Consider the following 24,419-nt stretch of genomic DNA (forward strand, 5'->3'; position numbering starts at 1 on the left):
GTATATCACCAGGGGCGCCCCGCGTGCACACTCAACTGACCGTGCCCGGCCGATCAGAGCCAGCTAAAACCTCAGTACCTTAGAACGCTGGGAGAACAGCGCCGTCGGTCCAGGTATCTTCGATGTACTTCTTGACCTCAGGTGAGTGCAGAAGTTCGTCGAGCTTCTTGATCGACTCGTTGTCCTGGTCGCCGTCACGCACTGCCAGGAAGTTGGCGTATGGGTTGTTCTCGGCGGATTCCACCAGGATTGAGTCCTTAGTGGGGGACAGGCCAGCCTCAAGCGCGTTGTTTCCGTTGATGATCGACGCATCCGTGTCTTCCAAGGTGCGTGCCAGCTGGGCAGCGTCGGCTTCCTTGAAATTCAGGTTCTTGGGGTTGTCCTTGATGTCGTGGATGGTCGCAGTGGTTGCGTCCTTGCCGTCAGCCAGGGTGATGACACCTTCCTTGGCCAGCATGTCCAGCGCACGACCCTGGTTAGCTGGGTCGTTGTTGATGCCAACCGTTCCGCCGTCAGGCAGTTCGTCAACCGACTTCACTTTCTTGGAGAACAGCGCGATCGGTTCAATGTGAACACCTTCGAATGCGTGGAGCTTGTAACCCTGTCCTTCGGCTTCGGACTCAAGGTATGGCTTGTGCTGGAAGTAGTTGGCGTCCAGGTCACCGTCAACGAGCGCGCGGTTCGGCAGCGTGTAGTCGGTGTACTCCTTGATCTCGATGTCGAGGCCGGCGTCCTTTGCCAGGTTATCGTCGACGTACTTGAGGATGTCACCGTGCGGAACCGGTGAAACCCCCACTGTGAGCGTGGTGACGTCGCCGTTCTTCTTACCTACTTCCTTTGAGCCACCGCCTGCAAGACCACAACCGGTGAGCAGAAGGCTGGCAGCTGCAACAGCTGCGGCAATGCGGAGTTTCATGTGTTTTCCTTTTCTCTTTGCGTGAAATTGTGAGTGGGGGCAAGTGCGGTTCCGGTGTTTACCTGTGGTCCACGGCGTGTGCGATCCGGTCGCCTACGAACTGCAACACGCCCACGAGTGCCACCAGCACGATGATGCACACCAGCATCGTGTCTCCCTGGTAGCGCTGGTAGCCGTAGGAAATGGCGAGGGCGCCAACACCTCCGCCGCCGGCCGCGCCTGCCATGGCGGTGTAGCCAACCAGGGTCACTGTGGTCATGGTGGCTGCCGAAACCAGGCCGGGCAACGCCTCGGGAATCATGACCTGACGGATGATTTGCCCGTGGCTGGCTCCCATCATGGTGACGGCTTCGATCTTGCCGGTGGAGACTTCGCGCAAGGCCGCTTCAACAAGGCGGGCGTAGAACGGGATCGCACCTACCGTCAGTGGCACGACCGTTGCGTACCATCCAAGTGCGGTTCCCACCATGAAGCGGGTGAATGGGATGAGCGCGATCATCAGAATGATGAACGGGATCGAACGCCCGATGTCCACGATCGTTGACAGGATCCGGTACAGAACCGGGTTGGGGGACAGAGAGTTCTTGGCTGTGCGCCACAGCAGGATTCCCAATGGCAGTCCCAAGACAACGGAGAACAAGGCTGACAGCAACGTCATGAACAGGGTTTCGCAGAATGCGGGCCACAGTTCATTCGCGATGACGGGGTTGTTAAGCCACATCGCCGGCCTCCTTTCCGTTGTTGTGGGTGTTGTCCGCTGAGGTCGTTCCGCCTACCGTGTACCCGGCCTCCTGGAGTGCCTGGGAAAGGCGGGGCAGATCTTCGGGTTGTTGGGTGGATACGCGCAGGCGTCCTACTTGCCGGTCGGCGATGACTTCGACGGTGCCGGCTTGGACGGCCGAGATCGGCACCCCAGCCTGCGCGGCAGCTTCGAAAACACCTGAGACTGTGCCGGCTCCCGCCTCGGCGCCAGTGACCGAGGTGGCAGGCAGGGCAACTTCCAAGGTCCCGGTGATGTCGGTGCCTTCTGGAAGAGGGATGAGGCTTTTCGCTAGTGGTGAGGCGGGGTCGCTCAGAACACTTTCCAGCGTTCCGGTGTGGGCGATCGTTCCGTCGACGAGGTGGGTGACCGCGTCACAGATTTCGCGTACCACTGACATTTCGTGGGTGATGATGAGCACGGTGATGCCCAAGCGGTCACGCAAGGAACGCAGAAGCTGCAGAATCTGGCTGGTGGTCTGTGAGTCCAGCGCCGAAGTGGGCTCGTCACACAGCAAGAGCGAGGGTTCTGTGGCAAGGGCGCGGGCGATACCCACGCGCTGGCGCTGACCTCCGGAGAGCTGTGCCGGGTGGTTGTTGGCGCGGTCGGCTAGTCCTACGAGCTCGAGGAGTTCTTGTGCCCGTGCCTTGCGCTTAGCGGCTGGGACGCCTGCCACCTTGAGCGGGTGCTCCACATTGCCTTGCGCGGTCAGGGAGTCCAAAAGGTTCGCATGCTGGAACACCATGCCGATCGACCGGCGGGCGCGCCTGAGACCCGAGGCTGATTGCCCGGTGATGGCGGTACCGTCGATGGTGACGGTCCCGCTGGTGGGCGTTTCTAGCCCGGTAATACAGCGAATGAGCGTGGACTTTCCGGCACCCGAACGTCCCACGATTCCGTGGATCTGACCGTCGGGGATGGTGAGGTTAATTCCATCCAGCGCCGGAGTGCCAGCAAATTCTTTGCGAAGATCGCGCAGTTCGATCACGTGGTACTCCTTGTGTGGTTTAGCGTCTTTCATATTGCGGAACGTTGATGCTAAGTGGGGTCGGGTTTGTCATGAAATGACATAGTGTGACCGGGAGCACTTTGGAATGTGACACGTATGACATTCGGTGGCGTTTAGGGTAGCCAGAAGGAGACACGGCGGGGATTGCCAATCAGGCGCGTGGCGAGTGGTGTTGAATGGTTCATTATGACGACTTCGAGGCCAAGCTCTGCACAACGCTTTAGGCCAGAGATTCAGTTTTTGCGAGCCCTGGCCGTCGTCGCTGTCGTCATTTATCACATCAACCCCGCTTGGTTGCCCGGTGGTTTTGTGGGTGTGGATGTGTTCTTCGTGATCTCCGGATTCCTCATTACGGCCGGAATCCTCAACCGCATCGAAACCACAGGACAGTTTTCGCTCATGCAATTCTGGGCGAACCGCGCTCGCCGAATCCTACCTGCCGCAACGGTAACCATTGTGGTGGTGTCGGTGCTGTCGTTGTGGTTGTTGCCTCTAACGCGACTCAAAGATGTGGCCACGCAGGGGATCGCTTCAGCGCTTTACATCCAGAACTTCGCCCTTGCGCGTCAGTCTGTGGATTACATGGCTGCTGATGCGAAGCCCACTCCGTTCCAGCACTTCTGGTCGTTGTCCTTAGAAGAGCAGTTCTATGTGGTGTGGCCCCTGTTGGTTGTGGTGGCAGGTCTGATTGCAGGGCAGGTTCTGCGTAGGTATCCAACCGGGTTTTATCAGCACCGCAGGCGCTTCCGGGGCATCACTGTGGTGTTCTTCTCTGTGTTTGTTGCGATCAGTTTCCTTGCCAGCGTGGTGCATGTGGCAAGCGGTGACCCGGCCGCGTATTTCGTGACATGGACGCGCCTGTGGGAGTTGGGGGCCGGTGGTCTGTTGGCGTGTGTGCTCATCGAGTGGACGTCACACCCGTGGTTGCGGCTGGCCCTTCAGTGGTGTGGACTTGCGGCCATCGTGAGCAGTGCGGTCATGTACTCCTCGGCTACTCCGTTCCCCGGTGTCGCCGCGTTGCTGCCCATCGCTGGGACGGTGGCGGTCATCGCAGCGGGGACCACCTCGGGCGTGGGTTCCCCAGACCGTGTCATGCGCTTGGCACCCATCCAGCGGGTGGGGGACTGGTCATACTCCTTGTATTTGTGGCACTTCCCGGTAGTGGTGTTCGCGGGAGCCCGCATCGACGGTGGCATTACCGCGCTGGGTGGACTGTTGGTTTTTGCGGTGAGCCTGGCGTTGGCGTGCGGCAGCTATTACCTGGTGGAAAGGCCCATTTTGTCGTGGACGTGGCTCAAGACCCGCCACGCTCACACGGTTGTGGGTGCGGTGGCCGTGGCGGCAGTTGGTGCCGTGGTCGCTGTGGTCCCCGGGTGGGTGAGTGCGCACGAATTGCGCCAGCAGAACCTGCGCGACGATGTGCTGGCTGCTCCTACTGTTGATCTGCCTACTAAGTTGGCGCCTGGGTACGGGTCATTGCGCGAGTACGACTACGACGTGTTCTTTGGCGAAGACACCACCATTGAACCTGCTCCTATTAGCGCGCGAGAGAGCGAGCCCAAGTTTCCAGAGTGTTCGTTTGAGGTTCCCGTTCCGGTGTCTGAAAAGCGCACGCGCGATTGTGTGATTGCGGGTTCGGACGGCGAGCGGACGATTGCAGTCGTGGGGGATTCGCACGCGGCGCAGTGGGTGCCGGCCTTGCGAAAGGTCGTCGAAGGCACCGACTGGCGGGTCGTGGTGTACTTGCGACAGAAGTGCCCGTTTACGGTGGGTGCGTTCAACGCTGAGCGGTCCGGGGGCCTGCAGTGTCAAGACGCGAACCGTGATGTTGTGGAGAGGTTGAAAAAGGACCGGCCCGAGGTGGTTCTCACCTCTGGCCTGGTCCGAGGTGACGCTGTGGCTCAGGACGGTGAGAAGACGCCGGGGACTAAAGGGTTCGCGGACGTGTTTCGGGAACTGAGTGGCGAAGGCACCAAGGTTTTAGCGTTTGTCGATTCACCCAATCCGCCGGGGGACATGCCTGAGTGCGTGAGTGAACACATGGACGATCCATCTGCGTGTGACTTCAAACGAAGTGAAGCGAAACTGGACCAGGGCACGAACGCGGCCATGCGCGAAGCGGCGCGTGAGGTGTCGGACGTGGAATTGGTGGAGACAGCTGACGCGTTTTGCGTTAAGGACGTGTGTCCGGCGGTTGCTGGCTCGCGGCTGGTGTACCGCGACTCTAACCACGTGTCGCCGGCATACTCAGAAACCGCGGCGCCGTGGTTGGAGTCGATGCTCGGGATCGACGAGTAGGCGAGAGGTGCAGGGCCACCCAGTTGGGGGTCATTCAGCTGACATTCAGAGAGCTCTTAGCTTTATTAAACTGTTACATGATCTCTTATGATGGTGACGTTTTGTCCCCGTACGAGAGTGTGTTGATGAGGAAATTCCGTCCAGAGATACAACTCCTCCGAGCCATCGCTGTGCTCGCTGTAGTGGTATATCACATTCAGCCTTCGTGGCTTCCGGGCGGTTTTGTTGGTGTTGATGTCTTCTTTGTGATCTCTGGATATCTGATCACGGCGCACATGCTGAAAGAGGTTGAATCTACGTGGCGTTTGTCGCTGAGCCAGTTCTGGGCGAATCGGGCTAGGCGTATTCTTCCCGCAGCAACGCTTGCGATTGTTGCTATTTCGATCGTTTCGCTTTTTGTGCTCCCGAGCACTCAGCTCAACGATGCTACAAAGCAAGGCATCGCCTCGGCCCTTTACATACAAAACTTCCTACTTGCGAATCAATCGGTCGACTACCTCGGGCAGGATGCGGCACCGTCGCCGTTCCAACATTTCTGGTCACTTTCCGTCGAGGAACAGTTCTACGTTGTCTGGCCGCTCCTGGTTCTGGCGGCTCTCTGGATGTCGAAACGGGCAGGATCTAAAGGCCGCCACGCATCTGTGAACAACCCGGAACGATTCCGGGCTTATGTGTTCGTACTGTTTAGCGCGGTCTGTGTGATCTCGTTTGTATGGAGTGTTGTGACGGTAGGAGCTGGCGATCCTGCCGCATACTTCATCACCCCCACGCGCGTGTGGGAGCTGGGCATTGGTGGATTGCTTGCGTGTGTTCTTGGTGATCCCCAACGGTTCAACAGCGCTCGCAAAGTGTTGGCTGTTACGGGACTTGTCTCGATTGCAGTCGCGTGTGTCACGTATACCAGTGAAACGCCAGCTTTCCCGGGTGCCTCCGCTTTGTTGCCTACTGTGGGAACGGTTGCAGTGATCGCTGCCGGTTGGACTCGCGGGGTGGGATCGTTGAGTCCAATCATTAATTGGAAGCCTGTCCAATTGGTGGGTTTGTGGTCATATTCGTTGTACTTGTGGCATTTCCCTGTCGTGGTGTTTTTCCATCAGCGGAACGGACGTCCGGTTGAAGGAATCGCTGAGTTCATTGCGGTGTTTGCCGTGAGTCTGGCACTTGCGATGCTTTCCTTCTACTACGTGGAGCAACCTTTGCGTGGCCTGTACTTTCTTAAGAAACGAAGCAGGCGAGCACTTATTGCAGCTGGAACGTCAATGGCTGTGACTTGTGGTGTCGCCGTGGTGCCATTTGCATCGCATTCGCTCGAAGTCGAGCGTGAGACACGTAAAATCGAAGCGCTCAAAGCTGGCGATGTAGAAGATATTGGTAGCGCCTCGCTTAGTAAGACGTCTTTCACCCGCTTTGCTGATGGCTACTCCGACACAATTTTGCCCGTTGTCCCACGCGCAATCGAGGACAGGCCGTACTACCCCAAAGACTGTCCCGCTACCCCTGCGGAGCCTGAAACAAAAACGGCTGCAGAATGTGTGATGGCTAACCCTGGAGGTTCGAAGACCTTAGCCCTAGTGGGAGATTCGCACGCGAGCCAGTGGGTGCCTGCTTTTCAAGAAATGCTGAAAGGCACAGATTGGAAACTGGTCGTTCATTTGCACTACTCATGTCCCTTTAACCTCGCTAAGCGGGGATACGAGAGTGACGGCCGTTTGGAATGTACCGAACCAAACAAGAAGACCATCGAAAAACTGAAGGACGAGAAACCCGACCGTGCGGTGATCGCGAACATGCCGGCTACAGACTTCGAGCATCAGGGTGACGAAGATCGGCCGGGGCAAAAAGGGTACACGGATGCAATGCGTCCGCTAACCGAAGCAGGCATTGACCTGACTGTGCTGGGTGACACGCCTGTGCGAGCAGGAAAGACTAGCATTCCAGACTGCATCGCCAAACATCGGGACAGCCGTGACTATGACAAATGCGATCTCAGCTCCGATGATGTGAGTGAGTTCCGTGAAGCGGGTCTAGCAGTGCGAGATGCATCGGAAGACGTTGGTGCGCAGTATATTGACGTTCGGAAGAAATTTTGCACGGAACAGGAGTGTCCCGTTGTTGTGGGAAACGTCCTTGTATATCGTGATCACAACCATGTTAGTGCGACATACGTACGAACTCTGACACCGTTTCTTCACGACCAATTGCGTCTGAAGAGCTGATGAATGGAACGACTGGATGACGGTGGATCTGTCTGCTTACAAAATTGTTGCCATTGTGCCCTGTCACAACGAGGAAGTGACTGTCCGCAAAGTAGTCACCGACCTCAAATCAGCCGTTCCGTCAATGGACGTGTATGTATATAACAACAACTCCTCAGACCGCACAGTAGAAGAAGCCATTTCCGCAGGAGCGATTGTCCGCCACGAAGAGCGCCCTGGAAAAGGTAATGTCGTTCGCCGGGCATTCGCCGATGTCGAAGCCGACATTTACGTCATGGTAGACGGCGACGACACATATGAAGCCTCGCATGTCCCCGCCATGATTGAAATGCTGGTAAACGGTCCGTATGACCACATCCTGGGTGTTCGGCGCGACACTAACCCCGAGTCCTCGTACCGTGCAGGGCACGAGTTTGGCAACCGAATGTTCAACGTCATTACGAGTAAGCTTTTTGGCACCGAAGTCAGCGACATGCTTTCCGGTTACCGTGTCTTTTCGCGTCGTTTCGTCAAATCATTCCCGGCAGTGAGTAAGCGCTTCGAAATTGAGACTGAGCTGACCATCCACATGATGTCGTTGCGTCTTCCTTGCGCCGAATGCAATGTCGACTTCCGTGACCGTCCAGAAGGCAGTGAGTCGAAGCTTTCCACCGTGTCGGATGGTTTTAAAATTCTTGGTACGATCGCGCAGATGATGCGACACGAACGGCCGAACTTGTTCTACGGATCGCTTGCCTTGCTCATGGTGATTGCGTCGCTTGTGTGTGGTGTACCTGTCATTGTTGAGTTCATGAACACCGGATTAGTGCCACGTTTCCCAACAGCGCTCTTGGCAGTGGCGCTCATGATTATCGCCGCCATCTTTGCCACCGTCGGCATTATTGGCGATGCGTTACGACGTGTGCGGCGCGAATCAGCGCGCCTGCACTATCTGGAACTACTTCCGCCCAATAAGACAGTGGGCCTGAGCGAGTCTTCATCCTAAATGCCCGCTGTCTCTCAAAAATGGCGATCCTTATTTGTGGAAGTCGTGCGCTTCCTCATGGTTGGTGGAGCCGGGTACATCGTGGATGTGGGCCTCTCCAACCTGTTGGTGTACGGCTTTTTGGGCATTCCTGCCACAATGCCAGGAAGCCCGGTAAAAGCGAAAATCATTTCAACGGTTGCCTCGGTCATAGTCGCGTGGCTCGGAAACAAACTGTGGACCTATGGCGACCGCACGACTGGGTCTAACGTACGCGGATTCATTCTCTTCGTGGTGGTGAATGCCATTGGCATGGTCATCACGGTGCTACCGCTGGGTGTGACGTGGTATCTGCTCAACCTTCGTGATCCGATCTCATACAACATTTCCACCAACATCGTGGGAATCGCTCTTGCCATGATTTTCCGGTTTTACGCATACCGTACGTGGGTTTTCAAAGAGGCGGATGCTCCTCGTAAAGAAAAAATCGAGGAATAGTGACGAAAGTGATGAGCCTTTCCAAGCACAACAAAGTACTACTGTGGGACGTCGGCCTCTTGTTACTGTGCCTCGCAATTGCCACCGTTACTTTCTTGGGCTTTTACCCAGGGCGTGCCGAACACGACATTTCGGAACAGGCGAAACAGATGCTGGGAATGAAGAACCTTTCCGACTGGCACCCGCCTATCGTCGCTATTCTGTGGCGGGGTCTATATGCAGTAACGGGTAAGCTCGGTTCGCTCCTAGCCTTCCAGCTTGGTATCTATTTCCTGGCGGTGTTTCTGCTCGCCGTGTTTGCGCACCGCATTCTAAAAAGTAAGTGGGCGTCTTTGGCGATGATTGCGATTTCGGTTTCACCTTGGGCATACAGCCAACTGAATACGTTGTGGAAAGACACAATCATGGCGGCGGCTCTGCTTCTGGCGACTGGATGTTTGGCTCTGCTTGTTCCCAAGAAAAAGAAAACGTACTGGTTCGTTCTTCCCGCAGTTGCCCTTCTAATTTTTGCCACTTTGGTTAGGAAGAATGCTTTTGTTGCGGTTGTACCCATGTGTGTGTTTCTCGCATGGCGACTTGTGCCAGGAATACGGTGGCGTGTTGAACGAATAAGTCGACAAAAGTTGAATAGAAAAATCCGAGTTCGAAAAAGCGTTCTTGCCACTCTGATTTGTGTCGTTGCTATTGCTTCTGTCACGTCTGCGGCGCTCTGTGTCGATGCCGGTATTGCTCGCCACTGGAAGGTTCAACCGATGCATCAGGTCTACCAGGTCATTCTTGACGACGTTATGTTCTCGGTTCCTGAAAGTGAACTTAATGGATCAGCGGTGCCCCAGGAGCTTAAGGACAAAATTAATGAGGCCCGCCCCAAGTGTTATGAGAAAGGGGAGCCGTATGACGCTTACTGGAACTGTTACGGGAAAGGAATCGGGGGCGGAGCATACTCACCAATAGCTAACAGAGACGAGCTAAAACACCTGTGGCTTAATCACGTTATTACCCATCCCATGCGTTATCTCGAATACCGCTGGTCGGTCTACAAGTTCTATCTCACGACCTCGCAGCTGGAATATAACCCGAACCGCTTGTTCGGCACCGCAAAGAAGGTGGGCTTCGTAAAAGGGAACAAGAGATTCGAAAGCATCGTGTTTTCGTATATCCACGAGTGGGCTAAGAAAGATATCGCGTTTGTTTTCAAACCGTGGTTTTGGCTTCTGGCAGGAGCTCTCGTATCTATCTGTGCATGGTGGTCGGGCCGTAGCCGGGCGTTTGCCCTCATGCTGACAGGCTCAGCGTTCCTGTATGTTTTTGCGTACTTCCCGGTAGTCCCTGCAAACCACTTCCGGTATACGTATTGGCCCGCTTTGGCGGTTTCAGTTGCGTTTATAGCGGTCGTTGCGGGCGCAGTTAAAGCTTGGAAAGACCGTCACGAACGCGCTGGGGCACTTCACGCCGCACGAGACGATAAACCTGAACGACGGGTTTTGGAGTCCTCGAGCGCACGGTAGCGCGTAGCCCACGGTAATTCTGCTGAAGCGCGCCCCTCCGAATATCGGGAAGCTGTTGAGCGTGTGCTCGCTCCGCTAAAAGGCGCAGGGCGCGTGGCAAATCGTCGGTGAACTGCTGGAAATAATTGGATGCGAGCCAATCTTCAGACGGGAACCCAAAGTCCGACCGCTCTAGATCGCTCAACGGCTGCGCGATCCCAGAATCGGCGAACGCCTCATTGAGCATGTTTTCGTTGACCCCAAAGTCAGAAATAATGAGTGTTGCCAGGCCTCGGTCCAAGCTTTCAAGGGCTGCCGTCGACGATACTGTCGCCAGAGCTGTTCCTGGCTCAAGGAAATCTGACATGGGACCGACCTCAACTGACAGGTTCCCCGGTGTCACCTTTCCTTCACGCTCCAAATTCTCCAAGAGCGCGGTGTAGGAGTGTTCTTCGTGATGAGTCTCTTGTTCACCTGGCCGGCTACGCACCTTCACAACAACTGATGACTCCGGGAAATTACATGCGAAGCGGTTTAGAGACAACAAAATCTGCTCGCGTTCGTCCTTTTCTACGGGCACCTTTGCCTGTGGAGCAAAAACCAAGCGGGTCGGTATGTCACCGGGAGTGAACTCAGCACGAGGCGGTTGCTTCGATTTCAGCATGGGCAGACGAGCGACCACCACTTCGACAGGGAAGCGGCATTTGTCTAACACCTGCTCATATCGTTCCTTTTCAAATGCGGAATGCGTGATGAACATGTCACCAAGTCGCCTGTAACGTTGCCCCTTCGAGGTCGCCGGAAGTCCCACCCCTGGGAGCCCGGAAACGAGCCCCGGGCGGTGCGAGAGAAAGGCGGCAGTTGAATATATGACCTGCACAATGGGCCCAGTAGCAGCCGCGAGAATCACATCGGGCCGAAGGTTCTCTAGAGCGACTTTGAGCTCTGAATTCTTCACAACAGGGACATGCGCACTGCTGAAACCGCTTCCGGCCAACGCGTTTGCGATCTGCTCGCCAGTGGGCAGGATCGGGTTGTCAACCAGCCACACGTGGACATCAAAATCCTCACGTAGCTGGTCGAGGAGCGAAGCCGACCATTTCAGATAGGACTCTGAGTCGGAAATGGAAACGAGAACGGGTTTCTTGGTCGTACGTTCTGCTGTCTTGTTGAGCTCCATTTTCGTTTTCATCGTGACGATAGGCTTCCACCAGTCGTCAGGGACAAACGTGCTAGTAATCTTGGGTGCGCTCATCGTTAACGGCAACGTTTCGGCCGCGGTCGTGGGAAGCGAATAGACCTCAGAACCGGTATCTGCCTGCGAAAGGCGAATTTCCACCGGTAGTCCCGCTTCATAAACCGTAGCGCCCGGGATACTTCTGACACGATTCAGAAACGCAGAGCTTTCACGACGGTGTGCAATATAAGCGAACTGATCTAACCCGAGGTTTTCGAGCCAGCAAAAGTATGATTCCTCATCGATGAGACCGTCGGCGACCATTGCTGAACCAATGACAAACGGGCCCGAGGTGGGCAAGTCGTCCCAAGGAAAGGATCGGATCTTAGAGAAGCTGTGTGATTCGATGCGTACACCAGCGTTTTCTACTCGGGTATGGAGCGAATCGTTGAGGGAGAACGCTGTGAACCACGTGATATGGCCACGCTGTGCGTGTCTGTAGAGCACTCGAGAGGCTAAATGGCCCAGCGCGACGCGGGCGGCGGAATTTGAGACGCGCGAACGAACGAGTGGTGCCTTAGAAACCACATTTTCGAACGCTGTGACCGTCGCACGTCCATCGTCAACAACGGTCAGGTCAGGTATCTTTCCGCGAGAGCGGACCAGAAGCTGCTGAAACGATCCTGAGTTGAGGTCTCCCACGACCACGTTCCGAGCGGCAGTGAATGTCCGTGTGGGAGGGAGCCCCCACTTCACCGTGGTGTCTGAGAGAAATGACAAAGGCAACTTTTCAACGAAGTCACGCATAGTCGCGGAGTCGTAACAGAAAAGCGTCGAGGCTGTGTGGGTCTCCAGGGCCGCCAGAAACTGGAGCGGTGACTCAACAATCGCAATCATGTCAGTCCTTCGCTGTGGCCCGTTCGGCTTTTCGCCTCTTCTGGAAAGATTTGTAGGTTTCACGTGCGAGAGCTTTTCCAGCAGACAACGATTTGCGAAGTACCGTGCGAGGACGGTTGCGTTTCGGAAGTCCGCCAGGCAAGCCGAGCGCAGTGAGGCGACGTTTCTTAAAGTACTTCATCGTATTCGATCCGCGTCGCTTGCTTATGAAATCGTGGGCTGTCTCTCGCAGACGGAACGCAATTTTTGGTTGCATTGCGTAGGAAACGGAGTCGACGAGTGCTTGTAGCTCCTTGACCTGTTCAGCTGAGAGCTCCGCATTCGAGCCGTCGAGTGTCGCATCGGCAATCGTCACTGGAATGCGGTTGGAGTTCTGATAAGGCGTGATGCGCTCTAAGAGCAGGTCTGTCTGTACTGCCTTTGCCGGGATTCCGTACAAAGCGCGGGCGGTGACCAGTGCCGTTGAGAAACATCCGATCACTAAAGCCGGTTTGAGTACTGCGACAGCAACTTCGGCAATGACTGGGGAGTTGTACACAAAAAAGCCGATTCCCAACTCGTGGGCATGGGCGCTCAGTGCTTGCACCATGTCGGGTGGCGAAGCTGGATGCGGCTTGAACACCACGGCCGTCATCCCTGCCTCATGGGCAGCAGATACAAAATCACGGTGCAGGTCGTGTTCTTCTTGGGGCGTCAAGATTCCTAACGCAGAAAGATACTGGCCAAACGCCATGGCCGTAGTTGACGGGTCAAGCGCCTTGATTTCATCGCTGAGACCCAGATCAGTGTCACGCACGATCTCGTCAACGACATTGACAAACGCCTGGCGATCGAGCGCAATCGGAGTGATCTCATACTCGTTTAAGAGACGTGGTACGAGCCCTTCAACAAGTGGCAGATAATGCAACGACGACATTCGCTGTCCGTTAGTCAGCGGGATAAAGTTACGGGTTGGGCCGTAGCTCATGAGACCGTCCGAATGTACGCGAATCATTGCTGTGTGAAAGATACGGCCAAGCGCGATTGCAGGATTCACTTGGGGAGATTCCACAACAAGTTCAATGGTTTCGTCGCCAAGCTGCCAACGCGAGCGTAGCTCAGTTTCCCACAACGGCAGGTCTTCGTGCCGAGGTGCCCATGTGTTTGGGTGGTTAGGCGAAAGGAAGTCGTTCAGGTGGATCACACGGTCGAAGCGTGCCAGTAGTGAGGCAGCACCGGGTGCCTCATCGATAGGTGTCGCAGCTTCAAGGACCACGGCGTTGTTCGACAGGAGGAGAATGCGCTCGCTTGGGGTCTCAAAAAATGTGTCGGGAGCTCCGGGGCCTTCGAGCGATGCTGCTGGAGTTACCGCCGAGTCATACACGCCTGAGTCGATTCCGGCTGCAAGCCCTGCGACCTGAAAGAGGGTAGAGGCAAGGAAGATCTGCTTCACTTGATGAGCTCCTTAAGCGCGTCTTTTGTCACTCCGAGAGCAGGGAGCACTGCACGCTGTCGGTTGGGTTTGGACTGAGCGAACTCACGGAGAAGTACGTCTTTGGGAACCATGGCTGATACTGATCGGCTCTTCTCGTAGAGCTTGTTCTTCATCGCCTGCGGTGACAGGGAGAACCTATCGACTTGAGCTTGCACAATGGCGAGCCAGTTGCGGGCTGCTTTCTGCCACCACAAACTCGCGTCACGGTCGGCTTGCACGAGTCGGAAGATTCCTTCGAAAGCATCGGCGAACATTAACTGACGCTCATCAACGATCTGGGTAAGCGACCCTGCAACATTTCGTCGATACAGAATGCCTGGAGCGTCAACGGTGGCAAAAGAGTCGGCGTTCAGGTGCAGGTTCCAAATCCACTCGCGGTCTTCTGCCGTCATGAAGTCCTTGGGGAAATACAACATTCCTGAGTCTTTGACTCGGCGGTGGAAAATCCCGGCCCACGCATACGGATAGTCCACCATGGTGGAGTCGTGTACCGGCAAGATTCCATAACGGGGGTTGAGTGGCCGGTTGCGTAACGCCATGGGAGCGCGCTTCAAAGCACGCTTGTTGCCCGTGACAGTGGTGTGGTCGCATCGAATGAAATCGACGTCGAGTGCTTTTGCAGCGTCGAGAAGTGTGGGGAGATGATTGTCGGCTAGCCAATCGTCACCGTCGAGGAAAACGATGTAGTCTCCTTTTGCACGGTCAAGCCCCTGGTTGCGCCCATTCGCGAGTCCCACATTGGTTGCGTTTGTGACGACTTCAAAGTGGGGAAATTGCGAGCCGTATTCGTCCAACAACAGTGGGGTCTCATCCGAGGACCCGTCGTTAATGAAAATAATCTGTACTTTGCTCATATCGCCCTGTTTGTGGAGCGAAGTAAAGAGCGTACTCAGATATGGGGCCGCATTCATCGCGGGGATGATGAGCGAAAGTTCAGGTGTTGCCACGGTTCTCCTCGACATAGAAAGGTGCGGTCGGTAGAACCGACCGCACCTCATTCGTCATTTACTTGACGACGCGCAGGGAAGCAATCTTGGATTCTTCTCCTGGCATAACGCGCTTCTTACCGTCACCTAGAGCAGTGGTGACTTCGCGGATTTCTTCGCCCAACTTGATGAACTCGTCAGGCTCCATGGATGCCTTCTGGTCGGATCCCCACATTTCGTTGTCCAGGGTGATGTGACGCTCAACAGTCACAGCGCCCAGAGCAACGGCTGCAACGGAAATTGCCGTACCAATTTCGTGACCGGAGTATCCAACAGGAACACCGTAACGTTCACGCAGAGCAGGGATTGCCAGCAAGTTCACTTCCTCAGGAGGAAGCGGGTATGTGGAAGTTGCGTGCATGAGCACCAGGTTGTCCTTGCCCATGACCTCAACAGCCTTGTCGATCTGTTCCAACGTGGACATTCCGGTAGACATGATGACGGGCTTACCGGTGTCGCGAACAGCCTCGAGCAATGGAATGTCGGTAATGGAAGCCGACGCGATCTTGTAGGTCACCGCGTCGAACTTTTCCAAGAAGTTCACCGAGTCAATGTCCCACGGCGATGCGAACCACTGGAGGCCGAGTTCTTTTGCGTATGCGTCGATCTCTGCGTACTCAGCGTCTTCGAACTCCACCCGGAACTTGTATTCGAGGTAGGTCATTTCGCCCCAGGGGGTGCTCCGTGGCTTAGACTTCTGGTCTTCAGGCACAGCGACATCCGGGTTGCGCTTCTGGAACTTAACAGCCTGAGCGCCGGCCTTTTTGGCAACGTCCATGAGCTGCTTAGCGATTTCGACATCACCGTTGTGGTTGATGCCAATTTCACCAATGAGGTATACGGGGTGACCGGCGCCTACGGTGTGTTCGCCGATCGATACTGGTGTAATTTCAGCGGTCATTTCAGACTCTCGCTTCCTTTTGTGTTCAAGAACCGTGGGTTCCCAGTACAACTGTCATTGAGTGGCCTCAGGAATGCTCACCAAGTCGCAGACTTCGCGAACAGCCCCGTGACCGCCGTTCTTCTTGAGGATAAACCTGGCAGCAGCCAATACCTTGGGGTGCGCATCTGCTACTGCGATGGGCCACCCTACAGCACTAAAAGCTTCCAAGTCGTTAATGTCATTTCCTACATAGGCAACACGTTCAGGATTCAGACCCTTGTCCGCCATCCATTCCGAGATTACCTGAGCTTTGTTGTCAATTCCCTGTGCCACCTCGACACGCAGTTTTTCTGCGCGCTTGGTGACCACGGGATTGCGTTCTTTGGAAAGAATCAGGAACGGGAACTCAGCCTTGACGAGCCGGCTGACACCCATGCCATCGCCTCGGTGGACACGAACTGATTCGACACCGTTTTGATCCACATGCACGGCGTCATCAGTGTGTACCCCGTCAAAGTCGGTGACCAAAGCGTCGATGTCTAGGTGAGTCGTTTCCGTGCGCCCGGCTGCCATCGCGCGCAAAAGCGTCAGGTCAGACATGGTGTCGATTTCACGCGCGTCTTCTGGCGGAACTTCCTCGATCTCGACACGGCCAAAGAAGCGGTGGTTGCGTTCGATGAACCCTGCGGTGCGCATGACATAGAAAGCGCCGGTTTCGTTGAAGTGCTTTTGACGGTCTTGGCGCCGTGGACGGTAATCCATGCTGTGGCCCACAGCGACTGCATGGTGTGCTTCGTCCAAGGTCCAGAGGAAACTGTGGTCTTCAACAGCCGAGAACACAACGTCTGCAGCATTGCGCTGAACGCGAGCGATCGCGTTGTCCATGTTCTGTGGGTTGATGAACGGGGAAGTACACTGCATGAACACGGTGATGTCGAACTGCGTGCCCCGAAGCTTCTCCAGTTGCTCCAATGTGTAAATGAGCGCGGATTCACTGGTGGCAGTGTCACCCGAAATTGCGTCCGGGCGCCTGACTACAGTTGCGCCGTGACGTTCAGCTTCTGCAGCAATTCCGTCGTGATCAGTCGACACCACGACCAAATCGATTCCGTGGGTAGCGTGCGCAGACTCGATTGCACGTGCGAGCAAAGACTTGCCTGCAATCTTTTGCAGGTTCTTGAGCGGAACCCCCTTTGAGCCACCTCGGGCAGGGATAATCGCTACGGTACTAGGCGTTTTCTGTTGAGTAGTCACAGGCCTCCATTATGCGCAGAGTTTCCTTCACCATACAAGACCGCCGGCGCGCTCTATGGTCATGACATGGCCTTTTGCCCATTGCTCGGTCAAATCCACGACGGGTTGAACATGTGCTGTCGCCAGCTTTCATACGGCACGGTAGTGCCCGTGTACAACGGCCAAAAGTAAGCGAAAAGTAGCACGGCAACTGCGAGGAAAACGCCCACGAGGATGCGCCGGACGCGCAAAGAGACGGTGAGACGACCTCGGCCCCACACAAGCCCTGCACAGTACGTCACTGCCAGAACTACGAATGGCACCATGACGATTGTGTAGAAGGTAAAAATGGTGCGGTCTTGATACGTAAACCAGGGTGCCCACGTGGCGATCATGCCCGCAATAATGCCTCCGGCACGCCAGTCTTGACGGACTAACCACGCAAGAATGACGATCACCAACGCGATCGCGGCAACTCCCCACAGGGCAGGGTTGCCCACCGAGGTGATGGCCGCCGAGCACTTGTCCCAATCACAACCGTTCTGGCCGGGTTCGGGGGAGCGGTAATAGAAACTGGTGGGTCGCCATTGGACAATCCAGCCCCACGGGTTTGACGCGTACGGGTGTTCTGAACTCAAGCCCACGTGAAACTTGTACGCCGAATGGTGGTAGTGCGCCAGGGAAGGGATCCAGTCGGGGAGCCAGCTCCACCAGCCCTGATGCTCTTGTGCCCAGTGTCTGTCGTAGCCCTTGTTGGTAAAGATCCACCCCGACCAACACAGGACATACGTGACGAATGCCACGGGAACGAGCGACATGAAGGCAGGAACTGAGTCGCGTACCAGCATGCCACGCAACGGATACTTGACGCGGGCCAGGTAACGGTTCCGCACATCCCACACCACGATCATGATGCCGAACACGGCAAGTGCGTAGAGTCCGGACCACTTGACGCCCATCGCGCACCCCAGTGCCAAACCGGCGGCCAAACGCCACGGACGCCACCCCAGGTGAGGGCCGAAAGTCGAGAGATCTGCGGATTTCTTCTGCGAATTGCCGGTTGTCAGCTTCACCATGCGGGTTCGGGCGTAGTCACGGTCGATTACCAGCAGCCAAAACCCCAGGAGTACGAAGAACATGAGGAACAGGTCCAACAGCGCGGTGCGTGAGTGAACGAAATGTTCTCCGTCGGTCATGAGGAGGAGCCCCGCAATAAAGCCCATCCAAATGGAGCCGAATAAACGGATCGCTAAGCGCACAATGATGAAGACTGTCAGAGCGCCTACTATCGCTGCTGAAAATCGCCACCCGAATGACGAGTCCTGGCCAAAAATCATCTGCCCTACGGACAGCATCCACTTACCTAAAGGCGGGTGAACGACGTATCCGGGATCGTCCAAAGGCATGGGGTTGCCTGCGACGAAGTTGGGGTTTGGTTCCTCTGGCCACGCGCGCTCTGTGCCGTACTTCCACAGCGAGTACGCATCCTTGACGTAGTAGGTTTCGTCGAAGATCAGTTCCTTGGGGTGCCCCAGGCCAATCATGCGCAAGATTGCCGCAATGACAGCAAGACCCGTGGCAGTCGCCCAGCCAATAGGGTTGCGGAGCGCGTCATGCGAAAGCACGTGTTTAGTAGGAATTCGCTTAGAAGAAACCACGCGCCTAGTTTACGCATGTCACTTCCACTAGTCTTGGTTTTAGTAGTCTTAGGAAGGAAACTATGTCGTCGAACACTACCGGTTCTAGCGGGGGCTCGAGCCGCCCGTACAACGACCTCCCCTCGTACGATTCTGGCCCTTCGTCCAGCGGTCAGGGTCCCGCCAGCTTCAAGCCCGGGGCTTCGCACGGTTCAGGCGGTTCGGCGTACGGATCTGCGACTCCAGGGGCAGCGTCCTCTGGTTCACCGGCATACGGTTCTTCTTCCTACGGTTCGTCGCCCAGCGACTACGGCAGTAGCCAAAGCAGTACGTACGGTGGTGGCGACTACTCCTCGGGCAATTACGGGTCCTCGACAAGCGAACCAGCTAACCCCACTCCGGCTTACAACCCTACGCCCACGTATAACGCGCAACCAGCTCCCTACGGGGCGCCCGGGTACCCCGTGCGTCGCCCAACAAACGGTTTAGCTATTGCTGCCTTGGTCTTGGGGATCATCAGCATTTTGAGCACATATCCCATCGGAATCATTGGTATCGCTCCCGTCATCATGGGACATATTGCGCTTAAACAGTGCAAAGAACGTGACCAAGAAGGTAAGGGACTAGCAATCGCTGGACTCATCACCGGTTACCTTGCAATCGCCGGCTTTATTGTGATCGTTCTGTTCGTCATTTTGATGATTGGTCTAGCTGGCTTGTCGACCTACTGAAGTGTGAGAAACAGAAGACTACGAGTGACGACTCGCCAGACCTATATCTCACGGGTATGCACATGACTGACCCGGCTTTGGTGCTTGTGGGGACACCGATTGGCAATCTCGACGATGCCAGCCCACGGATGCGGGCAGAGATCGAAACAGCTGACGTCATCGCGGCTGAAGACACCCGTCGCTTTATGGGGTTGGCTTCCCGCTTAGGGATTACGTACTCCGGTACGTTAGTGAGCCTTTTTGATCACAACGAACGTTCCAAAGCCGGTGAGATTGCTCAGCAGGTGGAGAACGGCGCCAGGGTTGTGCTACTCACCGATGCGGGAATGCCAGCAGTGTCAGACCCCGGCTACCACGTGGTCAAAGAAGTCGTGTCACGTGATCTGCCCGTGACGGCGGTTCCGGGCCCGTCGGCAGTGTTTACCGCTATCGCCCTGTCCGGTCTACCGTCCGACCGCTTCACGTTCGAAGGGTTTGTGCCTCGCAAGGCCGGGGAACGCGGGCGCTTGCTAACAGATCTTGCCAGCGAACGGCGCACCATGGTCTTCTTCGAAAGCCCGCACCGGATCCAAACTACCCTGGCGGACTTTGTCACCTACTTTGGGGCAGACCGGCCCATGACCTTGAGCCGGGAGCTCACCAAAACATACGAAGAAACCCTGCGGGGAACAATCCAGAGTATCCATGAGCAAGTGGTTGCCAGGGACGGTCTGAAAGGTGAGCTCACGCTGGTGGTGGCAGGCGCGCCCGAGGTGAGTGCCACCTCGGCGGCAGACCTCACCGAAGACGTTGCCCAGTTAGTGGAGTCTGGCATGCGGGCAAAGGACGCGGCCGCCCACATTGCGAAGATCCACGGACTGAAATCCCGCGACGTGTACGAGGAATACATCCACACAAAGTGAGTGCATAGACTAGAAACCATGACGTTCTACATGACCACCGCAATTGCATACCCCAATGGTTCGCCACACATTGGGCACGCGTACGAATACATCGCGTCTGATACGATCGCTCGTTTTAAACGCCTGAGTGGTGAAGACGTGTTCATGCTGACTGGAACAGATGAGCACGGGCTGAAAATGCAGCAGTCGGCGCAGAAGGCTGGAATTACGCCACGGGAACTTGCAGATCAGAACGCGGCAGGCTTCCGCGCACTGCATGATGCACTGGGGTCGTCATATGACAGGTTCATCCGCACAACCGACGCTGACCACTACACAGCCAGCCAAGCGCTGTGGAAGAGAATGGAAGAGGCCGGGGACATTTACCTCGATGCCTACGCAGGCTGGTACTCCGTGCGCGATGAGGCTTACTACACAGAAGACGAAACCGAAGTGCGGGAAGACGGCGAACGCTACGCGATTTCCACCGGCACTCCCGTGGAATGGACGGAAGAAGAGTCGTACTTCTTTAAGCTTTCCGCTTACGAAGATCGGTTGTTGGAATGGCTGGACACGGTCGATGATTCAGGCAGGCACCCGGTGGGCCCCGATGTGCGCCGCAACGAAGTCGTGTCATTTATCAAAGGTGGCCTGAAAGACCTGTCGATTTCACGCACCACCTTCGACTGGGGTGTGCCGGTACCCGGCAACGACAAGCACGTGATGTATGTGTGGGTCGACGCTTTGACCAACTACCTCACGGGTGCGGGGTACCCGCAGGTGGATTCGGCTGAGTTTCAGAAGCGCTGGCCGGCCGAGTTGCATGTTGTGGGTAAGGACATTCTGCGATTCCACACCGTGTACTGGCCAGCCTTCCTGATGAGCGCAGGGCTGGAACTGCCCAAGCGCGTTCACGCACACGGGTTCTTGTTTAACAAGGGCGAAAAGATGTCCAAATCTGTGGGCAACGTTGTCGACCCGTACGATCTCATTGACGCATTTGGCCTAGACACGCTCCGTTACTTCCTGCTTCGCGAAATCTCCTACGGCCAGGATGGCTCATACTCAGCCGAGTCGATCATTGCGCGCAAGAACGCAGACCTGGCCAATGAGTACGGAAACCTGGTTCAGCGTTCCACCTCGATGATCGCCAAAAACCTGGGCGGAGTAGTGCCCGAGGTGGGTGAGGCTGATCTGACGGACGACGACCGTGCTCTGCTTGCACGCACCGACGGCCTGTTGGAACGTGTCACTGCGTTCGTCGACGTACAGGAACTGCACCGTTACGTGGAAGCGCTGTGGCGAGTGCTGGAAGAAACGAACCGCTACTTCTCGGCTCAAGAGCCGTGGAAGCTGAAGAAAACCGACCCGGACCGCATGGGTGTGGTCCTCTACGTCACGCTTGAAGTATTGCGCCGGGTGTCGATTCTGGCTCAACCAGTCATGCCCGAATCTACCGGGAAGGTCCTTACCCAGCTGGGAGTTGCCGAGGACTCGCGGACGTTTAACGACCTCGGCCAATGGTTGCCAGCTGGAACGGAATTGCCCGCACCGGCACCCGTGTTCCCACGGTACGAAGCCTCGAACGAAGGTGACGCTGGGACTGCAGGAGGGGCCAAGTAATGGCATCTCGCGCTGCTGGCGAATATCCACCGGTGCCGGAACCACTCGCGGTTCCGGCCGTGGACACGCACACGCACCTGGACATGTGTACGGGAACCCGTGGCCCTATCAAGTCAGGCGAACCTGCCCCGGAAGTCGAGCCCGAAGAAGACGAAACGTTCCCACCTTTGGACTTCTTCTACGACACGGCGATAGCCACGGGTGTGACCAGGGTGGTGCAGATCGGGTGCGAAATGGGTGCAGCCCGGTGGACGACTCGTGTGGTGGAAGAACAGGCGCAGGCTGGCCGCGACTGGATGCTGGGTGGGGTTGCGATCCACCCCAACGAAGCGCCCAGGCTGGCACGCGCTGGCATCTTGGAAGAGTCGCTGGACGAAATTGAAGAGTTGGTCACGTCCCATGAGCGCATGCGCGTTGTGGGGGAGACCGGGCTTGATTTCTTCCGCACGGATGCTGATTCCGTGCGCGATATGAAAGCGCAAGAGGAGTCGTTTAGGGCGCACATTGAGATCGCGCAAAGGAACGGGCTGACGCTCCAGATCCACGACCGTGAAGCGCACGCGGATGTGTTCCGGGTTCTGCGTGACACGGGTGTTCCGGACCGCACTATTCTGCACTGCTTTTCCGGTGACGTTGACATGGCTAGGGAGGCGGGCAAGTTGGGGATCTTCTGTTCCTTTGCTGGCAACGTCACCTTTAAGAACGCTCATGGGTTGAGGGAAGCCGCCGAGGTCGTCCCGCCTGATCTGCTCCTAACAGAAACCGACGCACCGTTTTTGACCCCGCACCCTCACCGCGGAAAGCCCGGTGGGCCATACATGGTTGCGCACGTGGTGCGGACGCTTGCCCAGGTGCGCGGAGTCAGCGAGGACGAGCTGGCCGAACGTGTCACCGCGAACGCCGTGCGTGCGGTCGGTCCGTGGGAGTTGAACGGCTGATTACGGGCCGAGGTCGTTGCTTCTCCTGACCATAGGGCAGGGGCCGGTAGTTGGGTGGCGGGGTGGCTGTGTAGCGCCGTTCGGTTTTCGAGACTCTCGGAGTGTCTGCGCGAAGAAACCTGAGAGCTTGCTTAAAGTTGGTTGTAACTTGCAAGCCTCCCGACTTCCCCCATGCAGGAGCACTGAATGAATAGAGCTGTCTGGATTGACGGTCTACGCGGCACCGCAATTTTGATGGTAATCGTGTGGCACGCTTCGGCATTTAACGCTATCGAGGTTAAGACCGGTTGGTACTGGGATTTATCTCAGCAGTTACGCGCCGTGCGAATGCCTGTTTTGTTCTTACTCTCAGGGCTTTTTCTCACGCGTTCGCTTAGCAAGCCATTGGCTACCTTCACCTATGGAAAGTTCGCTAACCTCGCGTGGCCGTTTGGGGTTTGGCTCATCATTCACGTGATGACTAAGCACGGGGTCTTTGAGCCACTTGACGCGAACCACTGGGGCGAAGGCAATTATCTGTGGTTTGTTTTTTACCTCATGATCTACTTTTGTGTTGCGCAACTGTTTAAGAATGTGCCTCCAGCTTTTATGGTGATCGTTTGTGTGCTGGGCGCAATGGCGATAGAAGGCGACAACTATCTTCTCAAGCTTGCGGTTTACGGAATGTTCTTCTATGGTGGCGCAGCTATCGGAAACGCTGTGCTGAAGATGAAAAGTGGAATAACACCCTCGCGGTTGATACTGCTGGCAACGATGGTGCTGTTGTTCATAGGTGTTCAAATTCTTGTGCCAAGCGAAGTGCCGACATTCCAAGTTTTAGTGCCGATTCCGTTCCTTCTAACGGCGATTCCACTCGTGACGATTGCTGTCCTGCTAGGTGTGATGTTTATGGGATCGCCCACATACCGTGCGGTGCAGTGGGTCGGACAAAACAGCATTGCTTTTTATGCCCCTCACGCCGCAATTATGCTAGTTGTGATGCCGGCGCTCAGAACTGCTGGGATGGGTCCCGTTGGTGTTGCGTGGGTGGCACTTGTGCTTTCGTTGGTAGTGTGTGGCCTTTTGGCCGCATTCCGAAAGAACCCCTGGGTCGATGCGTTGTTTGTGTTCCCGCTTCAGATTGTTCCGCCACGCGTGCGCTCGTTCTTCCGCGAAATTATGAGTGACCCGTCAGAACGCCATGAGGGGCCGGCGCGTCGCGCAGTGCGTAACGAAAACGCTCTGAGCTGAAAATTCGCTCAAGGGTAACGAAAAATTGGCACTCGAGTTGAAAGAGTGCCAACGGCGCAATAGAGTTTCAGTTAGCACTTGGGCAATGCGAGTGCTAACCGGACGGTGAGGTGAGTGTCGCACTCGGCGGCACCTAGAGACACCGGCAAATTGCACTAAAACTTGATGCTGATTCGGCACCCGCGACGACGAACAACATTAAGCGAGCTTGCCCAAAGAGCACACAAAACACATCTCGACACAGACTCAAAAGGAGACTGTCACATGTCGGTAGCTATCAAGCCACTCGAAGACCGCATCGTAATCCGTCAGCTCGAAGCAGAACAGACCACTGCTTCCGGCCTGGTTATCCCAGACACCGCTAAGGAAAAGCCACAGGAAGGCGAAGTTGTCGCAGTTGGCCCCGGTCGCGTTGCAGACAACGGAAACCGCGTACCTGTTGACGTGAACGTCGGCGACAAGGTCATCTACTCCAAGTACGGCGGAACCGAAGTGAAGTACCAGGGTGCTGAATACCTGGTGCTCTCGGCTCGCGACGTTCTCGCAGTAATCGGCTAATCACACCTTCACGCACTCACACT

General features: G+C 56.1%; 20 protein-coding genes. 11 read left to right on the forward strand and 9 right to left on the reverse strand.

From position 1 onward, the window contains the following. Positions 1-79 precede the first annotated feature (79 nt). From MHX53_RS01565 to MHX53_RS01575, 3 genes are read right to left on the reverse strand one after another with little or no spacing between them, the layout of a single operon-like run. Positions 80-916, reverse strand: coding sequence for a MetQ/NlpA family ABC transporter substrate-binding protein (locus MHX53_RS01565; protein WP_239271009.1), 837 nt, complete (start codon positions 914-916; stop codon positions 80-82). A 58-nt stretch (positions 917-974) separates the two neighbouring features. Further along, positions 975-1,637, reverse strand: a complete 663-nt coding sequence (locus tag MHX53_RS01570; RefSeq protein ID WP_239271010.1) for a methionine ABC transporter permease — start codon at positions 1,635-1,637, stop codon at positions 975-977. After that, positions 1,627-2,664, reverse strand: coding sequence for a methionine ABC transporter ATP-binding protein (locus MHX53_RS01575; RefSeq protein ID WP_239271011.1), 1,038 nt, complete (start codon positions 2,662-2,664; stop codon positions 1,627-1,629). Before MHX53_RS01575 ends, MHX53_RS01570 begins: the two co-directional genes overlap by 11 nt. A gap of 207 nt (positions 2,665-2,871) precedes the next feature. Here MHX53_RS01575 and MHX53_RS01580 point away from each other — a divergent pair, with 207 nt between their 5' ends. The 5 genes from MHX53_RS01580 to MHX53_RS01600 all read left to right on the forward strand — a co-directional run bounded on the left by MHX53_RS01580 (position 2,872) and on the right by MHX53_RS01600 (position 10,169). Continuing rightward, a complete protein-coding gene (locus tag MHX53_RS01580; RefSeq protein ID WP_239271012.1) occupies positions 2,872-4,983 on the forward strand; it encodes an acyltransferase family protein in 2,112 nt (703 codons plus the stop codon). A gap of 125 nt (positions 4,984-5,108) precedes the next feature. After that, positions 5,109-7,199: an acyltransferase family protein gene (locus MHX53_RS01585; protein ID WP_275433423.1), complete on the forward strand. Its 2,091-nt coding sequence runs from the start codon at positions 5,109-5,111 to the stop codon at positions 7,197-7,199. Positions 7,200-7,215: 16 nt separating this feature from the next. Next, complete coding sequence (locus MHX53_RS01590; RefSeq protein ID WP_275433424.1) at positions 7,216-8,184, forward strand: glycosyltransferase family 2 protein; 969 nt, start codon at positions 7,216-7,218, stop codon at positions 8,182-8,184. Further along, on the forward strand, positions 8,185-8,661 hold the full coding sequence (locus tag MHX53_RS01595; RefSeq protein WP_102239131.1) for a GtrA family protein: 477 nt from the start codon (positions 8,185-8,187) through the stop codon (positions 8,659-8,661). It abuts the gene before it with no gap. Then, on the forward strand, positions 8,661-10,169 hold the full coding sequence (locus tag MHX53_RS01600; RefSeq protein ID WP_239271015.1) for a glycosyltransferase family 39 protein: 1,509 nt from the start codon (positions 8,661-8,663) through the stop codon (positions 10,167-10,169). Before MHX53_RS01595 ends, MHX53_RS01600 begins: the two co-directional genes overlap by 1 nt. On the opposite strand, the gene MHX53_RS01605 is transcribed toward MHX53_RS01600, so the two are convergent. The 6 genes from MHX53_RS01605 to MHX53_RS11730 all read right to left on the reverse strand — a co-directional run bounded on the left by MHX53_RS01605 (position 10,069) and on the right by MHX53_RS11730 (position 18,456). After that, a complete protein-coding gene (locus MHX53_RS01605) occupies positions 10,069-12,222 on the reverse strand; it encodes a DUF6716 putative glycosyltransferase (RefSeq protein ID WP_239271016.1) in 2,154 nt (717 codons plus the stop codon). The two genes, MHX53_RS01600 and MHX53_RS01605, sit on opposite strands and share 101 nt — an antisense overlap. 1 nt (position 12,223) lies before the next feature. Continuing rightward, entirely contained in the window at positions 12,224-13,654 is a 1,431-nt protein-coding gene (locus MHX53_RS01610; RefSeq protein ID WP_102239133.1) for a polysialyltransferase family glycosyltransferase, read from the reverse strand. Next, entirely contained in the window at positions 13,651-14,643 is a 993-nt protein-coding gene (locus tag MHX53_RS01615) for a glycosyltransferase family 2 protein (protein WP_239271017.1), read from the reverse strand. The genes MHX53_RS01610 and MHX53_RS01615 overlap by 4 nt, the downstream gene beginning before the upstream one ends. Positions 14,644-14,701: 58 nt before the next feature. Continuing rightward, on the reverse strand, positions 14,702-15,583 hold the full coding sequence (locus tag MHX53_RS01620) for an N-acetylneuraminate synthase family protein (protein ID WP_102239135.1): 882 nt from the start codon (positions 15,581-15,583) through the stop codon (positions 14,702-14,704). Between the two features lie 54 nt (positions 15,584-15,637). Then, a complete protein-coding gene (locus MHX53_RS01625) occupies positions 15,638-16,819 on the reverse strand; it encodes an acylneuraminate cytidylyltransferase (protein WP_239271018.1) in 1,182 nt (393 codons plus the stop codon). An 89-nt stretch (positions 16,820-16,908) separates the two neighbouring features. After that, positions 16,909-18,456 carry a phospholipid carrier-dependent glycosyltransferase gene (locus MHX53_RS11730; protein ID WP_239271019.1) on the reverse strand — a complete coding sequence of 516 codons (1,548 nt, stop codon included), beginning with the start codon at positions 18,454-18,456 and terminating at the stop codon, positions 16,909-16,911. A 62-nt stretch (positions 18,457-18,518) separates the two neighbouring features. Between MHX53_RS11730 and MHX53_RS01635 the strand changes: the two genes are divergently transcribed. The 6 genes from MHX53_RS01635 (at position 18,519) to groES (ending at position 24,396) form a co-directional block, all read left to right on the forward strand. Continuing rightward, positions 18,519-19,166: a DUF4190 domain-containing protein gene (locus MHX53_RS01635; protein ID WP_239271020.1), complete on the forward strand. Its 648-nt coding sequence runs from the start codon at positions 18,519-18,521 to the stop codon at positions 19,164-19,166. A gap of 62 nt (positions 19,167-19,228) precedes the next feature. After that, positions 19,229-20,068: a 16S rRNA (cytidine(1402)-2'-O)-methyltransferase gene (rsmI, locus tag MHX53_RS01640; RefSeq protein WP_239271021.1), complete on the forward strand. Its 840-nt coding sequence runs from the start codon at positions 19,229-19,231 to the stop codon at positions 20,066-20,068. Positions 20,069-20,086: 18 nt separating this feature from the next. Continuing rightward, positions 20,087-21,670 (forward strand): methionine--tRNA ligase, encoded by a 1,584-nt coding sequence (gene metG / locus MHX53_RS01645; RefSeq protein WP_239271022.1) that lies wholly within the window; start codon positions 20,087-20,089, stop codon positions 21,668-21,670. Then, positions 21,670-22,608, forward strand: a complete 939-nt coding sequence (locus tag MHX53_RS01650; protein WP_102239139.1) for a TatD family hydrolase — start codon at positions 21,670-21,672, stop codon at positions 22,606-22,608. The genes metG and MHX53_RS01650 overlap by 1 nt, the downstream gene beginning before the upstream one ends. 186 nt (positions 22,609-22,794) lie before the next feature. Beyond that, a complete protein-coding gene (locus MHX53_RS01655; protein ID WP_102239140.1) occupies positions 22,795-23,838 on the forward strand; it encodes an acyltransferase in 1,044 nt (347 codons plus the stop codon). Between the two features lie 264 nt (positions 23,839-24,102). Further along, positions 24,103-24,396: a co-chaperone GroES gene (gene groES, locus MHX53_RS01660; RefSeq protein ID WP_102239141.1), complete on the forward strand. Its 294-nt coding sequence runs from the start codon at positions 24,103-24,105 to the stop codon at positions 24,394-24,396. The last annotated feature ends 23 nt before the right edge of the window (positions 24,397-24,419 follow it).

This window comes from Brevibacterium sp. ACRRH (assembly GCF_022346365.1).
GTDB classification, from domain to species: Bacteria; Actinomycetota; Actinomycetes; order Actinomycetales; family Brevibacteriaceae; genus Brevibacterium; species Brevibacterium paucivorans.

Coding starts and splice junctions, on each gene's coding strand:
- MHX53_RS01565 (WP_239271009.1), bottom strand. CDS start 916: ATGAAACTCCGCATTGCCGCAGCTGTTGCAGCTGCCAGCCTTCTGCTC.
- rsmI (WP_239271021.1), top strand. CDS start 19,229: ATGACTGACCCGGCTTTGGTGCTTGTGGGGACACCGATTGGCAATCTC.
- groES (WP_102239141.1), top strand. CDS start 24,103: ATGTCGGTAGCTATCAAGCCACTCGAAGACCGCATCGTAATCCGTCAG.
- MHX53_RS01570 (WP_239271010.1), bottom strand. CDS start 1,637: ATGTGGCTTAACAACCCCGTCATCGCGAATGAACTGTGGCCCGCATTC.
- MHX53_RS01650 (WP_102239139.1), top strand. CDS start 21,670: ATGGCATCTCGCGCTGCTGGCGAATATCCACCGGTGCCGGAACCACTC.
- MHX53_RS01585 (WP_275433423.1), top strand. CDS start 5,109: ATGAGGAAATTCCGTCCAGAGATACAACTCCTCCGAGCCATCGCTGTG.
- metG (WP_239271022.1), top strand. CDS start 20,087: ATGACGTTCTACATGACCACCGCAATTGCATACCCCAATGGTTCGCCA.
- MHX53_RS01655 (WP_102239140.1), top strand. CDS start 22,795: ATGAATAGAGCTGTCTGGATTGACGGTCTACGCGGCACCGCAATTTTG.
- MHX53_RS01605 (WP_239271016.1), bottom strand. CDS start 12,222: ATGATTGCGATTGTTGAGTCACCGCTCCAGTTTCTGGCGGCCCTGGAG.
- MHX53_RS01635 (WP_239271020.1), top strand. CDS start 18,519: ATGTCGTCGAACACTACCGGTTCTAGCGGGGGCTCGAGCCGCCCGTAC.
- MHX53_RS01595 (WP_102239131.1), top strand. CDS start 8,185: ATGCCCGCTGTCTCTCAAAAATGGCGATCCTTATTTGTGGAAGTCGTG.
- MHX53_RS01620 (WP_102239135.1), bottom strand. CDS start 15,583: ATGACCGCTGAAATTACACCAGTATCGATCGGCGAACACACCGTAGGC.
- MHX53_RS01580 (WP_239271012.1), top strand. CDS start 2,872: ATGACGACTTCGAGGCCAAGCTCTGCACAACGCTTTAGGCCAGAGATT.
- MHX53_RS01590 (WP_275433424.1), top strand. CDS start 7,216: ATGACGGTGGATCTGTCTGCTTACAAAATTGTTGCCATTGTGCCCTGT.